The organism is Lentzea sp. NPDC004782 (assembly GCF_040609115.1).
Classification (GTDB): Bacteria; Actinomycetota; Actinomycetes; order Mycobacteriales; family Pseudonocardiaceae; genus Lentzea.
Genome location: NZ_JBEXJN010000008.1, coordinates 13,014 through 28,054 on the forward strand (window position 1 = coordinate 13,014; position 15,041 = coordinate 28,054).

Consider the following 15,041-nt stretch of genomic DNA (forward strand, 5'->3'; position numbering starts at 1 on the left):
GTTCGTAGACCTAACTAACTGTTCAAGGGAGCTCGTGCGCGCGTTGTTCCCCTGCGTGCGGTTGTCTCAGTCACTGGGCGGTGACGCTCAGCTCAAGTAGCGCACCTGCCGCGCCTTGCCCTCCAGGACTTCCTCGCGCGCTGCCGCGATCTCCGGCCGGTGCGAGACCTCCGGCACACCGACCTCCCACCACGCCCCGGCCTCGGTCCACGACGACGGGTGCGTGCGGATCACGACGACAGCCGGGCGCTTCTCGCTGACCGCCACCTCGCGGGCCTTGCGGTAGGCGCCTTCGAGGTCGCCCAAAGACTCCACGGGGAAGACCGCGCAGCCCATCGCGGCGGCGTGGGCGGCGAAGTCCGTGCGCGGGGGTTCGGCGTGACTGGTGGTGCAGTCGGCGTAGAGGTTGTTGTAGCCCGCGCCGCCCTGGCCCGTCTGCAGGCGGTGGATGACCGCGTAGCCGTCGTTGTCGCAGACGACCGCGACGAAGCCGTGGCCCGCGAAGGCCGCGGAGAACAGTTCGGCGTTCAGCATCAGGTACGAGCCGTCGCCGAGCAGGGTGGTGACCACGCCCTCGGTGTGCGCGATGGCGGCGCCCCAGGCACCGGCCAGTTCGTAGCCCATGCAGGAGAAGCCGTACTCGACGTCCATGGTGGCCTCGCCGGTCGCGCGCCAGCCCCCGATCAGCTCGCCGGGCAGGCCGCCGGACGCGGTCATCACGTAGTCGGTGGGACCGCTGACGTCGTTCACGACGCCGACGACCTGGGCGTACGTGGGCAGGCCCGCGGAAGGCTCGCGCAGTGACGTGATGTGCCGGTCCCACTTCGCGCGTTCGGTCTGGGACCGACGAGCCCAGTCGGCGGGGGCCTGCCAGGTGCCGAGGACGTCGGTCAGTTCGCGCAGGCCCTCGTCGGCGTCGGCGACCAGGGCGAACGAGCCGTGCTTCACGGCGTCGAAGCGGGCCGCGTTCAACGAGATCAGGTGCACACCCGGCGCGAAGACGGTCCAGGACGCCGTGGTGAAGTCCTGCAGGCGGGTGCCGACGGCGATGACCAGGTCCGCCTCCCCCGCGAGGACGTTGGCCGACGTCGAACCCGTGATGCCGAGCGGGCCGGCGTGCAGCGGGTGGTCGTGCGGGACGAGCGTGCGGCCTGCGGTGGTCTCGGTGATCGGGATGTTGTGCTGCTCGGCGAACCGCAGCGCCCGTCCGGCAGCGCCGGAGTAGCGGACGCCGCCGCCCAGGACCAGCAACGGGCGGGACGCGCCGCGGATCGCCCGTGCGGCGTCGGCCAGGGCGTGCAGGTCCGGGCGTTGCCGTTGCAGGCGGTGCACGACCGGGGTGAACAGCGCGTCGGGGAAGTCGTAGGACTCGGCCTGGACGTCCTGCGGCAGCGCCAGGGTCACCGGACCGCAGTCGGCCGGGTCGGTGAGGACGCGCGCGACCTGCGGCAACGTCGACAGCAGCTGCTCGGGACGGGTGATGCGGTCGAAGTAGCGGCTGACCGCGCGGAACGCGTCGTTCACCGTCGCGGTCGGGTCGTGGAAGTGCTCGACCTGCTGCAGCACCGGGTCGGGGGCGCGGCCGGTGAACGTGTCACCGGGCAGGAGCAGCAACGGCAGGCGGTTCGCGTGGGCGACGCCCGCCGCGGTCACCATGTTCAGCGCGCCCGGTCCGATCGACGAGGTGGCCACGCCGACGTGGCGGCGGTGGGTGGCCTTGCCGATGCCGACCGCGGCCAGCGCCATGCCCTGCTCGTTGTGACCGCGCCAGACCGGCAGGCGGTCGCGGACCTCTTCGAGCGCGTTGCCGAGACCGAGCACGTTGCCGTGACCGAAGATCCCGAACACGCCGGGGAACAGCGGCGCCTGCGTGCCGTCGAACAACTCCGTGCGCTGCGCCAGCATCCAGCGGACCAGCGCCTGTGCGGTCGTGAGCTTCACTTGACCCGCCCCTCTGCGGTCGTGACCGGGCAGCGCGGGTCCAGTTCCTGCGTCGCCCAGCTGTCGCGGACCCAGGTGTGCGCCGGGTCGTCGCAGAACGCCATCGAACGCTCGTCGCCCGGTCCGGCCAGCACGTTCAGGTAGTACATCGGGTAACCCGGCGCCGCGACGCACGGACCGTGGTAGCCGCGCGGGATCAGGAACACGTCACCGTCGCGCACGGTCACGTCCTCGTCGATCGTGCCGTCGTCGGTGTACGTGCGGTGGAAACCGAAACCCGTGCGGGACGGGGTGACCTGGTCGCGGTCGGCGATGCGGAAGTAGTAGATCTCCTCGTTGTTCACGAGGCACGGCTCGGTGTCGTCGTGCTTGTGCGGCGGGTACGACGACCAGTTGCCGTCCGGGGTGATCAGCTCGCACGCGTTGAGCTTGTCCGCGTGGTCCCACACGCCGGGCACGCCGAAGTTCGTGACCTGGCGGGTGGCGTTGCCGGAACCCCTCACCTCGACCGGAACGCCGTCGGCCGGGCCGTACTTCGGCGTCAGCCGCCGCGAGCACCGAGCCATCGGCAGCGCGACCTCACAACCACCCACAGAGGACAGCTTCACCGAGGCGTCACGCGGCACGTAGGCGAAGTCCGTGACGCGGGTGAACACCGAGTCACGGCCCTGCAGCTCGTACCTCTCGTCGTCGACCTCGACCGTCAGCGATCCGGCGAGCGGCAGCACGAACGCCTCGAACTCACCGGTCTCGATCGTGCGCACCCAACCGGCCTCGATCCTCAGCACGCGCAGTCCCGTGCAGGTCCAGCCCGCGTCCTCCGGTGTCAGGTGGATGACGTCCGTCGAGGTCGAGAGCGTCCCGTGTGGACGGTGCAAAGTCATACCGTGATTCCCCTCGCGGTGCGCAGAACTTCAGCGGCGGCGGCGACCGCGGCGGCGACGTCGCCGTCCGGCGGGTAGAGCAACGCGCGACCGACGACCAGGCCGCGCACGGTCGGGTGGCGCAACGAGCGGCCCCACGACGCGAGGTCGTCCTCCGGCCGTTCGGACGGCACGCCACCGAGCACCAGCGCGGGCAACGCGGTGGTGTCCAGCACGACGTCCGGCTCGTCCGGCGCGGGCAGCTTCAGCCAGGTGTAGGCGGAGGTCGCGCCCAGCCCGGCGGCCACGGCCGAGGCACGCGACAGCGCCGCCGCGTCCTTCTGCAGCACCAGCTTGTCGTTGTGATCACGCTTGTACGGCAACGGTTCCACCATCGCCATCAACCCGTGCTCGGCGAGCTCGGTGACGGCCCGCGCGCAGCCTTCCAGCGTGGGGATCGTGCCGGGGTCCGAGTCGACCAGGCGCAGCAGCATCTTGCCGCCGTCCAGCCCGAACGCGGCGATGGACGACGCGTCGTACGCGGTGAACCTGTCGTCGATCTCCCAGTCCGCGCCGGCCAGGCCACCGCGGTTCATCGAACCGATGACCACGCGTTCGTGCAGGCCGTCCAGCAGCAACAGGTCCTCGATGACGTCCGGCGTGCCGAGGACGCCGTCGACCTCGGGGTTCGCCAGCGCCGTCAGCAACCTGCCGAGCAGCGACCGCCGGTCGGCCATCGCCAGCGGGTCGCCGCCGACGCCGAGAGCACCGCGTGCCGGGTGGTCCGCCGCGACCAGGAACAGCGTGGACTTGCCGTTCAGCAACGAGTTCCGCCGCCTCCGCGCCTGGTACGCCCGCCGCATCGCGCCGGGGTCGGTCGCGCGGGTCTCCAGCAAAGAAGCCCACTGCTCGTCAGTGATCACAGCAGTTCCTCGATCTCTTTCTGGTCCGGCATGGCGTCCGCGCAGGCCAGCCGGGACGCCACGATCGCGCCGGCCGCGTTGGCGTAGCGGGCGATCTTCACCGGGTCCCAGCCCGACAGCAGGCCGTGCACCAACGACCCGCCGAACGCGTCACCGGCACCGAGGCCGCACACGACCTCGACCGGGTTCGGTTCCACGGTCCAACGACCTTCCGGCGTGGCCACGAGAACGCCCTCGGCGCCCTTCTTGACCAGCGCCAACGAGATTCCGCGAGCCAGCAGCCGGTCGGCGGCCTCGTCGGGATCGGACGTGCCGACCGCGATCTCGCACTCCGTCCGGTTGCCCACGGCGACCGTCACGTGGTCGAGCATCCAGCTGATCTCGGCACGCGCGGTCTTGACGTCCGGCCAGAACATCGGCCGGTAGTCGAGATCCAGCACGGTGTGCCCGTGCCGGGCCCGGCTGCCGAGCATCGCCCGCTGGGTCGAGCGGGCCGGTTCGGCGGACACCCCGGTGCCCGTCACCCACAACAGCGGGACGTCGCGCACGAGCGACCACGGCACGTCGTCCTCGTTCAACGTCAGGTCCGGCGCGATCGGCAGCCGGTAGAACAGCAACGGCGGGTCCGCGGGCGGGTTGAGCTCGCAGAACACCACCGGCGTCAGCAGGTCGGGCGAGGTGCCGACGTGCTCGGACGACACTCCGAAGCTCTCCAGCGCCTGCCGCACATAGGTTCCGAACCCGTCCGGACCGACCTTCGTGAGCACGCCGGCTTTCCGCCCCAGCCGAGCGGCGGCGACCGCGACGTTGGTCGCGGTGCCGCCGAGCGACTTGGCGAAGGTGCTGACCTCGGCCAGTGGCACCCCCGACTGCTCGGGGTAGAGGTCGACCCCGACCCGGCCGACGGTCAGCACTTCCAGAGACGTCACGCCTCGACACCCCGCAGTTCGTGAGCCAGCGCTTCGAGTTCCGCTCCACCTGCCATCTGCCGCGTCAGCTCCTCCAGGCCGATCTCCGACTTCTCGTAGCTGCCCAGCGCGCGGCCGCGCTTGAGCAGCAGGAACCGGTTGCCGACCGGGTAGGCGTGGTGCGGGTTGTGCGTGATCAGCACGACGCCGAGGCCGCGATCACGCGCCTGGGCCACGTACTTCAGCACGACACCGGCCTGCTTCACGCCGAGCGCCGCGGTCGGTTCGTCCAGGATCAGCACCTTGGCGCCGAAGTACACGGCACGGGCGATGGCGACGCACTGCCGTTCACCGCCGGAGAGCGTGCCGACCGGCTGCTCCACGTCCCGCAGGTCGATGCCCATGTCGGACAACGCCTTCTTGGTGATCTCCCGGCCCTTCTTCCGGTCCAGGAAACCGAACCTGGTCGTCGGTTCGGAGCCCAGGAAGAAGTTGCGCCACACCGACATCAGCGGCACGACCGCGAGGTCCTGGTACACGGTCGCGATGCCGTGGTCCAGGGCCTCGCGCGGCGACGAGAACCTGATCTCCTCGCCCTCGACCTTGAACGAGCCCTGGTCGTGCTGGTGGACTCCGGCCAGGATCTTGATCAGGGTCGACTTGCCGGCCCCGTTGTCGCCGAGCACGCAGGTGACCTCACCCGCGTTGACCACAGTGGACACGTCGCTCAACGCGATGACGCTGCCGTAGGTCTTGCCGATGTTCTCGACTTCGATCAGGGACGTCATCGCTTCACCCTTTCCGCCCGGCGCCGCAGCATGTTGTTCACCAGCACGGCGGCCAGCAGCATCACGCCGAGGAACAGCTGGAACCAGTCGCTGTTCCACCCGGCGTAGACGATGCCCTGCCGGGCCATGCCGAAGATCAGCGCGCCGATCGCCGCGCCCACCGCGGAACCGAAACCGCCGGTCAGCAGGCAGCCGCCGATCACCGCCGCGATGATGTACTGGAACTCCAGGCCGATGCCCTGGTTCGCCTGCACGCTCGCGTACCGCAGGATGTTGATCGACCCGACCAGCCACGCGGCGAACGCGGTCGTCATGAACAGCAGGATCTTCGACCGCACGACCGGCACACCGACCGCGCGCGAGCTCTGCGCGGCACCACCGATCGCGAAGATCCAGTTCCCGAACTTGGTGCGCACCAGCACGGTCGAGGCGATGACCGTGAACAGCACCCACCAGATGATCGACACGTAGAAGCTCTGGCCGCCGATCTGGAACGTCGAAGCGAACAGGAAGCCCGCCGACTCGTAGCCGACGGTGTCCCGCATGCCCGACACCTGCACGCTGCCGGTCATCAGGCGCGTCACGCCGAGGTTGAGGCCCTGCAACGCGAGGAAGCTGCCCAGCGTGACGATGAAGCTCGGCAGGCCCGTGCGCATCACGAGCCAGCCGTTCAACGCGCCCACCGCCAGCGCGAAGGCGAGCGAGACCAGCAACGACAGCCAGACGTTGAGACCCAGCTGGGTGGAGAGGATGGCCGTGACGAGCGCCGTGGACGCGGTCATGACGCCGGCGGACAGGTCGAACTCGCCGCCGATCATGAGCAACGCCACGGCCACCGCCATGATGCCGAGCATCGAGGCGTCGTCCAGCCACGTGGCCGCACCGCCCAGGCTCAGGAACTGCTCGGTGACCACGGAGAAGAACAGGAACACGAGCAGTGCACCGAGCAGGGCGCCGATCTCCGGACGCACGACCAGCTGGTCGAGCAACCTCGGCTTGCCCAGCCGTTCGTCGGCAGCCGGTGGCGCTTGAGCCGTCACGGTCATCTCTCCCTGTCCTCCCTAGCGCTTTCCGGCCTTGGCGTACTCCGCGACCTTGTCCACGTTGGACTTGTCGACGAAGCCGGGACCGGTCAGGACGGGCTTACCACCGCCGAGGGTGTTGGCGTTGTCGTGGAAGAGCTTCAGCATCACGATCGGCAGGTAGCCCTGCTCGTACTGCTGCTGGTCGACGGCGAACAGCACGTCACCGGACTTGATCGCGCTCACCACGTCGGCGTTCAGGTCGAACGTCGCGACCTGCGCCTTCGAGCCCGCGCCCTTGATCGCCGACGCGGCGTTCACGGCCACCTGCGGGTTCAGCGCGAGCACACCGTCGAACGACGTGTCGGACTGCAGCTTGGCCTTGATCCGGGACTCGATGTCGGTCGGGTTGGAGATGTCGACCTGGAGGTTCTCCACCGTGCCGCCGAAACCGGTGCGGGCACCGTCGCAGCGCTGGTTGAGGCCCGTGTTGCCGGCCTCGTGGATCACGCACAGGAGCTTGGTCTTGCCGGCCGCCTTGAGCTTCTTGCCGGCCTCCTCACCCGCGATCGACTCCTCCTGGCCGACGTGCGCCATGGCGCCGAACTCCGCGCTCTTCGCGCTGCCGGAGTTGATCGTGATGACCGGGATGCCGGCCTTGACGGCGTTCTGGATGGAGGTCTTCAACGCGTCCGGGTTCGCCATCGACACCACGATGCCGCCGACCTTCTGCGACACGGCGTTGTCGATCAGCTTGGCCTGGGCGCCGGGGTCGCCGTCGGAGTTGTAGGTGACGCCGACGCCGAGCTGCTTGCCCGCGTCCTCCGCGCCGACCTTCACGACGCTCCAGAACGCGTCGCCCGCGGTGCCGTGCGTGATGACGGCGACCTTGAGGTCTCCGGTCGCCGGCGCGCTGTTGTTCTGCGTGTTCTGGGTGTTAGTACCAGTGGGACCGCTGCAGGCGGCGAGTAGAGCAACACCGGCGAGAGCAACGCCCGCGCGGATGACCAAGCGAGACTTCATCGTCTCCAGTCCCTTCAGAGGATCTTGCTGAGGTGCGCGAGGCTGCGCGCGGTGTCCTTCAGTGGCTTGTCCACTGGACTGCCGTCCTTGAGCTGCGTGTCCTGCTCAAGCACGAACCATCCGGTGTAGCCCGCCTCTTGAACGAGCTTCACCAGCGCTTCCACGTCCACGTCGCCGTCCCCGAGCGGCACGTAGATGCCCTGTTCCACGGCATCGGTGTAACTGAGCTCGCCGCTGCGCACCTTCGCCGCGATCTCGTCACGCACGTCCTTGAGGTGCACGTGACCGATCCGGTCCGGGTAGCGGCGCGCCAGCTCGACCGGGTCCGTGCCACCGATGAGCAGGTGGCCGGTGTCCAGGCAGAGCTGGAGATCGGAGTCCGCGAGGAACCTGTCGACCTCCGCCTCCCGCTCGACGTGGGTGCCCACGTGCGGGTGCAGCACGGTGCTCAGCCCGTGCTCCGCAGCGATCTCACGGATCTTCGCGCAGGTGTCGACGAGGGTGTTCCACTCGTCGTCGGTGAGCTGCGGTCGTTCGTCGTAACCGTCCAGCCCGGTCGCGGCGGCGAGCACGAGCACCTCGGCCCCGCCCGCCTTGAGGATTCCGGCCACGCGGTCGGCTTCGTCCAGAGTGGACTGGACGTCCGTGTGCAGCGTGACGGCGAGGAAACCGCCGACGAGGGTGAGCTCGTGGCTGATCAGGAGGGTCTTCAACGCTTCGGGGTCGGCCGGGAGGTAGTCCGGCGGTCCGAGCTCCGTGGCGGTGAGGCCGAGCGAGTGCATCTCACTCAGCACCGTGCCGGACGGCAGCACGTTGCCCCAGCCCGGAACCTCGCACACGCCCCAGGAGATGGGTGCCCCAGCGATCTTCGCCATGCTCGTCAGTTCCCCTCGATCTGCACCGGTGCGCCGGTGCGGCGCGACTGCTCACACGCTTCAGCCAGGCGAAGGCTGATCAGACTCTCCCGCGCGGGGGACGGGTTCGCGACTTCGCCCTTGATGACCTGCGTGAACAGGTTCATCTCGTTGACGTACGCGCGGTGGAAGCGCTCCGGGAAACCGGGGTAGGCGTCCGGTCCGGCCACGTGACCGCCGGGCTCCAGCGAGTTCAGGGGCGTGCGCGGGTCGACGCCCGCGACCAGCGAGTCCTTGCTGCCCAGCACCTCGATGCGGTGGTCGTAGCCGACCGGGTCGTGCCGGCCGCCGGCCAGGGTGGCGTGCGCGCCGCCCGCGAACTTCAGCACGACGACCGCGTTGTCCACGTCGTCGGCGTCCGCGAACGCCTGGTGCACCAGCACCGAACCGCTCGCGTAGACCTCGACGACCGGCTCGCCGACCAGCCACGGCACGCAGTCCAGGTCGTGGATCAGCAGGTCGCGGAAGATGCCGCCGGACGCGGGCAGGTAGGAGAAGTCCGGCGGGTTCGCGTCGTTGCCGACGGCCCTGACCAGGTAGATGTCGCCGACCTCGCCCGCGCGGATGCGGCGGTTCAGCTCGTAGATGGCCGGGTCGAAGCGGCGCTGGAAGCCCACCAAGACCTCCACGCCGGACTTCTCGACGTCCTCGACCAGCGCGGTCATCTCGGCGAGATCGCTCGCGATCGGCTTCTCGCACAGGGTCGGGACGCCACGGGCGATCGCCGCGCGGAGCATCTCCGGGTGGGTGTTGGTCGGGGTGGCGAGCAGGACGCCGTCGACGTTGCCGAGCAACGTGTCGAGGTCGTCGACCGCCTTGGTTCCGCTCAGCTCGGCCGACGCCTGCGCGGCACGACCGGGCACCGGGTCGAAGAGAAGCACCTCGTCGACTCGATCCAGTGCGGCGAGGTTGGTCGCGTGCATGGTGCCGATCCTGCCGACACCCGCTACTCCGATCCGCATCGCAGGTTTCCCCTGTTCTCGGCCGTAATGTGTTAGAGCGCTCTATTGGTTGGAGCGCTCTAATGCTGTAGCTTCCGTCACACGGGTGTCAAGGGTGTGTTTCCCGCCCGTGACGTGAGGGGAGGTGGTCACCGGTGGTCAGACCGACGATGGAGGACGTGGCTCTGCGTGCGGGCGTGTCCCGCGCACTGGTGTCACTCGTGATGCGCAACTCACCCAAGGTGAGCGATGCGCGACGCGCCGCTGTGCTGAAGGCGGCCGAAGAACTGGGGTACTCGCCGCACGCGATGGCGCGGTCGCTGGCCTCGCGCACGTCGACCGTTCTCGGCGTGATGGTGTCCGACCTGCACAACGCGTTCTTCGCCGAGGTCGTGGACGGCATCGACGAGGTCGCGCGCGAGCAGGGGTTCGACATCATCATCAACACCGGCGGCCGCTCGCCCGCCCGCGAGCGCCGCGCGTTGGAGTCGTTGCAGTCCTTCCGGCCCGCCGGGCTGATCCTGCTCTCGCCGGTGGTGCCCGCGACGGCGATCTCCAAGGCGGCCGAACAACTTCCGATCGTGCTCGTGGCCCGGTCGTCACGTGTGTCCACTGTGGATACGGTGAACGACGACGGCGAGCAGGGCGCGCGGCTCGCGATCGACCACCTGGTGTCGTTGGGGCACCGGCGCATTGCCCATTTGGACGGCGGTGAGGGCACGCAGGCCGGGCCGCGCCGGCGTGGCTACGTCGCCGCGATGGAGGCGCACGGGCTCACGCCCCAGGTCGTGTCGTCCGAGTACACCGACACGGCCGGTGCGCGGGCGATCCGTTCGCTGATCGAGTCCGGCACGCTGCCCACGGCCATCCTGTCCTGCAACGACTTCAACGCCGTCGGTGCGATCTCTGCCCTTGAGGACGCGGGGCTGCGCGTGCCTGCCGACGTTTCCGTCGTGGGGTACGACAACACGTCGCTGGCGGCTCTTCGCCACGTCTCGCTGACCACGATCGACCAGCCCCGTGCCGAGTTCGGCCGGTTGGCGGCGCTCGCACTGCTGCAGCGAGTTCGTGACGGGCGCACCGAACCCGTGCGCCATCTCCTCAACCCCTCTCTCGTAGTCCGCAACACCACCGCCCCACCAGGAGGCTTGCGTTGAGCACCATCCCCCACTGGATCGACGGCGCCCGCACCACAGGGGTGTCGTCCCGCACGTCGGACGTCTTCAACCCCGCGACCGGGCAGGTGGCGGCTCAGGTCGTGCTGGCCGAGCAGGCCGATGTCGACCTCGCGGTCTCTTCCTCCTTGAAGGCAGCGCAGTCCTGGTCCGAGTCGTCGCTGTCGACGCGGTCGCGGATCCTGTTCGCCTACCGCCACCTGCTGCACGAGGCACGTGCCGAGCTCGCGGAGATCATCACGTCCGAGCACGGCAAGGTGCTCTCCGACGCCGCCGGTGAGGTGCAGCGCGGCCTGGAGGTCGTGGAGTTCGCGTGCGGCATCCCGCAGCTGCTCAAGGGCGAGCACTCCGAGCAGGTCTCGCGTGGCGTCGACGCGTACTCGGTGCGGCAGCCGCTGGGTGTCGTCGCGGGCATCACGCCGTTCAACTTCCCCGTGATGGTGCCGATGTGGATGTTCCCGATCGCCATCGCCTGCGGAAACACCTTCGTGCTCAAGCCTTCCGAGCGCGACCCGTCCGCGTCCGTGCGGCTGGCCGAGCTGTTCCAGGAGGCCGGGCTGCCCGACGGCGTGCTGAACGTGCTGCAGGGTGACGCCTTCGCGGTCAACGCCCTGCTCGACCACCCGGACGTGGCCGCGGCGTCGTTCGTCGGCTCGACCCCGATCGCGCGGCACGTGTACTCGCGCGGCACCGCGGCCGGCAAGCGCGTGCAGGCGCTGGGCGGCGCGAAGAACCACATGGTCGTGCTGCCGGACGCCGACCTCGACGTGGCCGCCGACGCCGCGGTTTCCGCCGGCTACGGCTCCGCGGGTGAGCGCTGCATGGCGATCTCGGTGGTCGTCGCGGTGGGCGAGACCGGCGACGCCCTCGTCGAGAAAATCGCCTCACGGACCCGCGACCTGCACCCGGCGGTGCTGCCAGGCACCGACCCGAACGCCCAGATGGGCCCGCTGGTCACCGGCGTGCACCGCGACAAGGTCCGGTCCTATGTGGACGCGGGTGAGGCGGCCGGTGCCACGCTGGTCGTCGACGGTCGCGGCTACGCCCCGGAGGGTCACGCCGACGGCTTCTGGCTCGCACCGACGCTCTTCGACCACGTCACGCCGGACATGACGATCTACACCGACGAGATCTTCGGCCCGGTGCTGTCGGTCGTGCGCGCCGACACGTTCGAGGACGCCGTGGAACTGGTGAACGCCAACCCGTACGGCAACGGCACGGCCATCTACACCGGTGACGGCCTGGCCGCGCGCGAGTACCAGCGGCGGGTGCACGTCGGCATGGTCGGCATCAACGTGCCGATCCCCGTGCCGATGGCCTACTACTCGTTCGGCGGCTGGAAGGACTCGCTGTTCGGCGACACGCACGTCCACGGCGCCGAGGGCGTGAAGTTCTACACCCGCGCCAAGGCCATCACGGCCCGCTGGCCCCAGCAGCACGGCGTCAACCTGGGCTTCCCCACCCACGGCTAACCCCTGCTTCAAGCCTGCACGCGGGGCCCTTTCGTGCTCTCAGAGCGAACGAAAGCTCCCCGCGTGCAGTCTTCAGGCGTCGATTTTCTCGCGCTCGGGAGTGGGAGCGGCAGGAGGGGTTGGGCTGGGGAGGAGGCGTTTGAGCAGCGGGAAGAAGACGATCAAGAGGATGATCACGTAGACGATGACGGCCATCGGGCTGTTGACCAGGCCGGTGAGCGAGCCGTCGGAGAGCTGCAGCGAGCGGCGCATCTGCTGTTCGGCGGACGGTCCGAGGATCACGCCGATGATCGCGGGCAGCACCGGCAGGCCGTAGCGGCGCATCGCGAAGCCCAGCACGCCGATCACGAACATCAGCAGCAGGTCGAAGATGTCCGCGTTCACCGCGTAGGCACCGACCGAGGCGAAGAACAGGATGCCCGCGTACAGGTACGGCCGCGGGATGCGCAGTAGTTTCGCCCACAACGGTGCCAGCGGCAGGTTCAGCACCAGCAACAGCGTCAAGCCGATGAACAGCGACGCGATCAACGCCCACACCAGGTTCGCTTCGCGCTGGAACAGCAACGGGCCTGGCTGGATGCCGTACGTCTGGAACGCCGCGAGCATCACGGCCGCGACCGCGGTGGTCGGCAGACCGAGCGTCAGCATCGTGACCAGCGTGCCGGCCGCGGACGCCGATGCCGTGGACTCCGGACCGGCCACGCCCTCGATGGCGCCCTTGCCCCACTCGTCCTTGTTCTTGGAGAGCCGCTTCTCCGTCACGTACGACAGGAACGTCGGGATCTCCGCGCCACCGGCCGGGATCGCGCCGAACGGGAACCCGATCACCGGCCCGCGCAGCCACGGCTTCCAGGTGCGCTTGAGGTCCGCCCTCGACAGCCACGGCTGACCGACCGGGATCGGCTCGAACGCCTTGCGCCGCAGGTGAGCGGCGACCCACAGGGCCTCGCCGACCGCGAACAACGCCACCGCGACCACGACGACGTCGATGCCGTCCGCGAGGTGCAGCGAACCGAACGTGAGGCGCTGCTGGCCGGTCATCTCGTCGAGCCCGACCAGGCCGATGGTGAGACCGATGAGCAACGACGCCACGCCGCGGATCCGCGAGGAACCCAGCACCGACGTCACCGCGATGAACGCCAGCACCATGATCGCGAACAGGTCCGGTGCACCGATGTCGACCGCGTGCTTGGCCACGAACGGCGCCAGCAGGACGATCAGCGTCGTGCCGATGATGCCGCCGGTGAAGTGGCCGATCGCGGCGGCGGCAAGCGCTTGCGCGCCGCGTCCCTTGCGGGCCATGGGATTGCCTTCGAACGCGGTGACGACCGCCGCGCTCTCACCGGGTGTGTTCAGCAGGATCGACGTCGTGGAGCCGCCGAACATGCCGCCGTAGTAGATGCCCGCGAACATGATGAACGCGCCGGTCGGCTCCATGCCGTAGGTGACGGGCAGCAGCAGTGCCACCGCCATCGCCGGTCCGATGCCCGGCAGGACGCCGATCGCGGTGCCGAGCAGCACGCCGATCGCGGCGAACAGCAGGTGGGTCGGCGTCAGCGCGGTCGCGAAGCCGTTGAGCAGTTGTTCCACCTAGAACACCTCCATCAACGGGCCACCGGGGAGCGGGACGCCGAGCAGGTTGTTGAACACCAGGAACGTCACGATCGACATGCCGGCCGCGATCAGCGGGTCGCGGACGAGGTTGCGGCTGCCGAGCGCGTAGGCCGCGCCCCAGAAGAGGATCGCGCCGGAGATCGGGAACCCGACCACGCCGATCAGCGCGGCGTTCGCGAGGAAGGCGCCGCACAGCAGCAGAACCGTGCGCCAGTCGGCGGGCGCGGTCAGGTCGACGTCCTCGCCGCCCTCCGCCTCGCCGCGGCCGCCGCGCAGCACGTCACGGGCGAGCAGCACCGCGACGACCAGCAGCAGCGAGCCGACCAGGATCGGCACCGCCTTCGGACCGACCGGGCCGCGCTGGGCGAAGTCGGTGGGGATGCGCAGCGCGTCGGTCAGCACCAGCACGCCGAGTACGACCAGCAGGGCGCAGATGCCCAGCTCAGATCGTTCCCGCAACCAGGATTTCGTCGCTGTCATGCGAGCCCCAAGTCCTTCAGCACCGTTGCCACCCGCTTGTTCTCGTTGTCCAGGAAGGTCTTGAACTGGTCTCCCGGCGCGAAGGCGTCGGTCCAGCCGTTGCGCTGCAACGCCTCTGCCCACTGCGGTGTCTTCTGCATCCGCTGCAGCAGGTCGACCAGCCTGTCGCGGTCGGTCTGCGTGATGCCGGGAGGAGCCACGATGCCGCGCCAGTTGCTGAACTCGACGTCCACACCGGACTCCCTGAGCGTCGGCGCGTCGATGCCGCTGACGCGCTTGCCGCTCGTCACCGCGAGCACCCGCAACGTGCCCGCCTGGATCTGGTCGCGGTACTCGCCGACGCCGGAGACGCCGAACGCGACCTTGCCGCCGAGCACCGAAGCCAGCAGCTCCCCGCCGCCGTCGAACGGGATGTAGTTGACGCTCTTGGGCGCGAGCCCGACGCCCTTGGCCATCAGCATCGGCGCCAGGTGGTCGGGACCACCTGGTGCCGAACCGCCGCCGACCGTCACCGCGCCGGGGTTGGCCTTCCACGCGTCCACGAGCTGCTGCAACGACGTGTACGGCGAGTCCTTCGCGACCACGACGATGTCCGGTTCCTCGATCAGCCTCGCGATCGGGGTGGTGTCGAGCAGCGAGTTCGGCGACTTGTTCGTGTACACCGCGCCGACGACGCCCAGGCCCATCGACATGATCAGCTTGCCGTTGCCGCGCTCACCGACCGTGCGGCCGAGCCCGACCGTGCCGCCCGCGCCGGGGAGGTTGAACACCTCGGTGTTGCGCAGCAGGCCGGCGTCCTCCATGGCCTTCGCCGCGGTGCGGGCCGTGATGTCGTAACCGCCGCCCGGCTGGTTCGGCACCAGCACGCGCAGCGACCGCACCTGGCTGGTCTCGCCGCTGTCCGCACCCGGCGTCAGCAGCGGTGGCACCAGCAGGACGGCGAGCAACGCCGTCGCCACCGCCACCCACACCTTCAC

14 protein-coding genes are annotated in these 15,041 nt (G+C 69.4%); 2 read left to right on the forward strand and 12 right to left on the reverse strand.

Annotated features, from left to right (window positions below):
* Positions 1-87 precede the first annotated feature (87 nt).
* Genes iolD through ABZV40_RS09615 form a run of 9 tightly spaced genes read right to left on the reverse strand, consistent with a single transcriptional unit; the run spans position 88 to position 9,344 of the window.
* Positions 88-1,941, reverse strand: coding sequence for a 3D-(3,5/4)-trihydroxycyclohexane-1,2-dione acylhydrolase (decyclizing) (gene iolD / locus ABZV40_RS09575; RefSeq protein WP_355437974.1), 1,854 nt, complete (start codon positions 1,939-1,941; stop codon positions 88-90).
* Positions 1,938-2,825, reverse strand: coding sequence for a 5-deoxy-glucuronate isomerase (iolB, locus tag ABZV40_RS09580; RefSeq protein ID WP_355437975.1), 888 nt, complete (start codon positions 2,823-2,825; stop codon positions 1,938-1,940). The genes iolD and iolB overlap by 4 nt, the downstream gene beginning before the upstream one ends.
* On the reverse strand, positions 2,822-3,727 hold the full coding sequence (locus ABZV40_RS09585; protein WP_355437977.1) for an aldolase: 906 nt from the start codon (positions 3,725-3,727) through the stop codon (positions 2,822-2,824). The genes iolB and ABZV40_RS09585 overlap by 4 nt, the downstream gene beginning before the upstream one ends.
* Entirely contained in the window at positions 3,724-4,656 is a 933-nt protein-coding gene (gene iolC, locus ABZV40_RS09590) for a 5-dehydro-2-deoxygluconokinase (RefSeq protein ID WP_355437979.1), read from the reverse strand. The genes ABZV40_RS09585 and iolC overlap by 4 nt, the downstream gene beginning before the upstream one ends.
* The gene (locus ABZV40_RS09595; RefSeq protein ID WP_355437981.1) at positions 4,653-5,423 is read right to left on the reverse strand and encodes an ATP-binding cassette domain-containing protein; all 771 of its coding nucleotides are present in this window, start codon (positions 5,421-5,423) and stop codon (positions 4,653-4,655) included. The genes iolC and ABZV40_RS09595 overlap by 4 nt, the downstream gene beginning before the upstream one ends.
* On the reverse strand, positions 5,420-6,469 hold the full coding sequence (locus ABZV40_RS09600; RefSeq protein WP_355437983.1) for an ABC transporter permease: 1,050 nt from the start codon (positions 6,467-6,469) through the stop codon (positions 5,420-5,422). The genes ABZV40_RS09595 and ABZV40_RS09600 overlap by 4 nt, the downstream gene beginning before the upstream one ends.
* 15 nt (positions 6,470-6,484) lie before the next feature.
* Positions 6,485-7,468, reverse strand: coding sequence for a sugar ABC transporter substrate-binding protein (locus tag ABZV40_RS09605; protein ID WP_355437985.1), 984 nt, complete (start codon positions 7,466-7,468; stop codon positions 6,485-6,487).
* 14 nt (positions 7,469-7,482) lie between these two features.
* Positions 7,483-8,352 carry a TIM barrel protein gene (locus ABZV40_RS09610; RefSeq protein ID WP_355438322.1) on the reverse strand — a complete coding sequence of 290 codons (870 nt, stop codon included), beginning with the start codon at positions 8,350-8,352 and terminating at the stop codon, positions 7,483-7,485.
* Positions 8,349-9,344 (reverse strand): Gfo/Idh/MocA family oxidoreductase, encoded by a 996-nt coding sequence (locus ABZV40_RS09615; RefSeq protein WP_355437987.1) that lies wholly within the window; start codon positions 9,342-9,344, stop codon positions 8,349-8,351. Before ABZV40_RS09615 ends, ABZV40_RS09610 begins: the two co-directional genes overlap by 4 nt.
* Positions 9,345-9,478: 134 nt before the next feature.
* Between ABZV40_RS09615 and ABZV40_RS09620 the strand changes: the two genes are divergently transcribed.
* Entirely contained in the window at positions 9,479-10,480 is a 1,002-nt protein-coding gene (locus ABZV40_RS09620; RefSeq protein ID WP_355437989.1) for a LacI family DNA-binding transcriptional regulator, read from the forward strand.
* Positions 10,477-11,970 carry a CoA-acylating methylmalonate-semialdehyde dehydrogenase gene (locus tag ABZV40_RS09625; RefSeq protein ID WP_355437991.1) on the forward strand — a complete coding sequence of 498 codons (1,494 nt, stop codon included), beginning with the start codon at positions 10,477-10,479 and terminating at the stop codon, positions 11,968-11,970. The genes ABZV40_RS09620 and ABZV40_RS09625 overlap by 4 nt, the downstream gene beginning before the upstream one ends.
* A gap of 72 nt (positions 11,971-12,042) precedes the next feature.
* On the opposite strand, the gene ABZV40_RS09630 is transcribed toward ABZV40_RS09625, so the two are convergent.
* From ABZV40_RS09630 to ABZV40_RS09640, 3 genes are read right to left on the reverse strand one after another with little or no spacing between them, the layout of a single operon-like run.
* Entirely contained in the window at positions 12,043-13,560 is a 1,518-nt protein-coding gene (locus tag ABZV40_RS09630) for a tripartite tricarboxylate transporter permease (RefSeq protein ID WP_355437993.1), read from the reverse strand.
* Positions 13,561-14,064: a tripartite tricarboxylate transporter TctB family protein gene (locus tag ABZV40_RS09635; RefSeq protein ID WP_355437995.1), complete on the reverse strand. Its 504-nt coding sequence runs from the start codon at positions 14,062-14,064 to the stop codon at positions 13,561-13,563.
* Positions 14,061-15,029 (reverse strand): tripartite tricarboxylate transporter substrate binding protein, encoded by a 969-nt coding sequence (locus tag ABZV40_RS09640; protein WP_355438323.1) that lies wholly within the window; start codon positions 15,027-15,029, stop codon positions 14,061-14,063. The genes ABZV40_RS09635 and ABZV40_RS09640 overlap by 4 nt, the downstream gene beginning before the upstream one ends.
* Between the last annotated feature and the right edge of the window lie 12 nt (positions 15,030-15,041).

What these genes read in the sequence shown, in the direction of transcription:
- iolB (WP_355437975.1), bottom strand. Translation starts at nt 2,825, where the DNA reads ATGACTTTGCACCGTCCACACGGGACGCTCTCGACCTCGACGGACGTC.
- ABZV40_RS09595 (WP_355437981.1), bottom strand. Translation starts at nt 5,423, where the DNA reads ATGACGTCCCTGATCGAAGTCGAGAACATCGGCAAGACCTACGGCAGC.
- ABZV40_RS09600 (WP_355437983.1), bottom strand. Translation starts at nt 6,469, where the DNA reads ATGACCGTGACGGCTCAAGCGCCACCGGCTGCCGACGAACGGCTGGGC.
- ABZV40_RS09605 (WP_355437985.1), bottom strand. Translation starts at nt 7,468, where the DNA reads ATGAAGTCTCGCTTGGTCATCCGCGCGGGCGTTGCTCTCGCCGGTGTT.
- ABZV40_RS09615 (WP_355437987.1), bottom strand. Translation starts at nt 9,344, where the DNA reads ATGCGGATCGGAGTAGCGGGTGTCGGCAGGATCGGCACCATGCACGCG.
- ABZV40_RS09635 (WP_355437995.1), bottom strand. Translation starts at nt 14,064, where the DNA reads ATGACAGCGACGAAATCCTGGTTGCGGGAACGATCTGAGCTGGGCATC.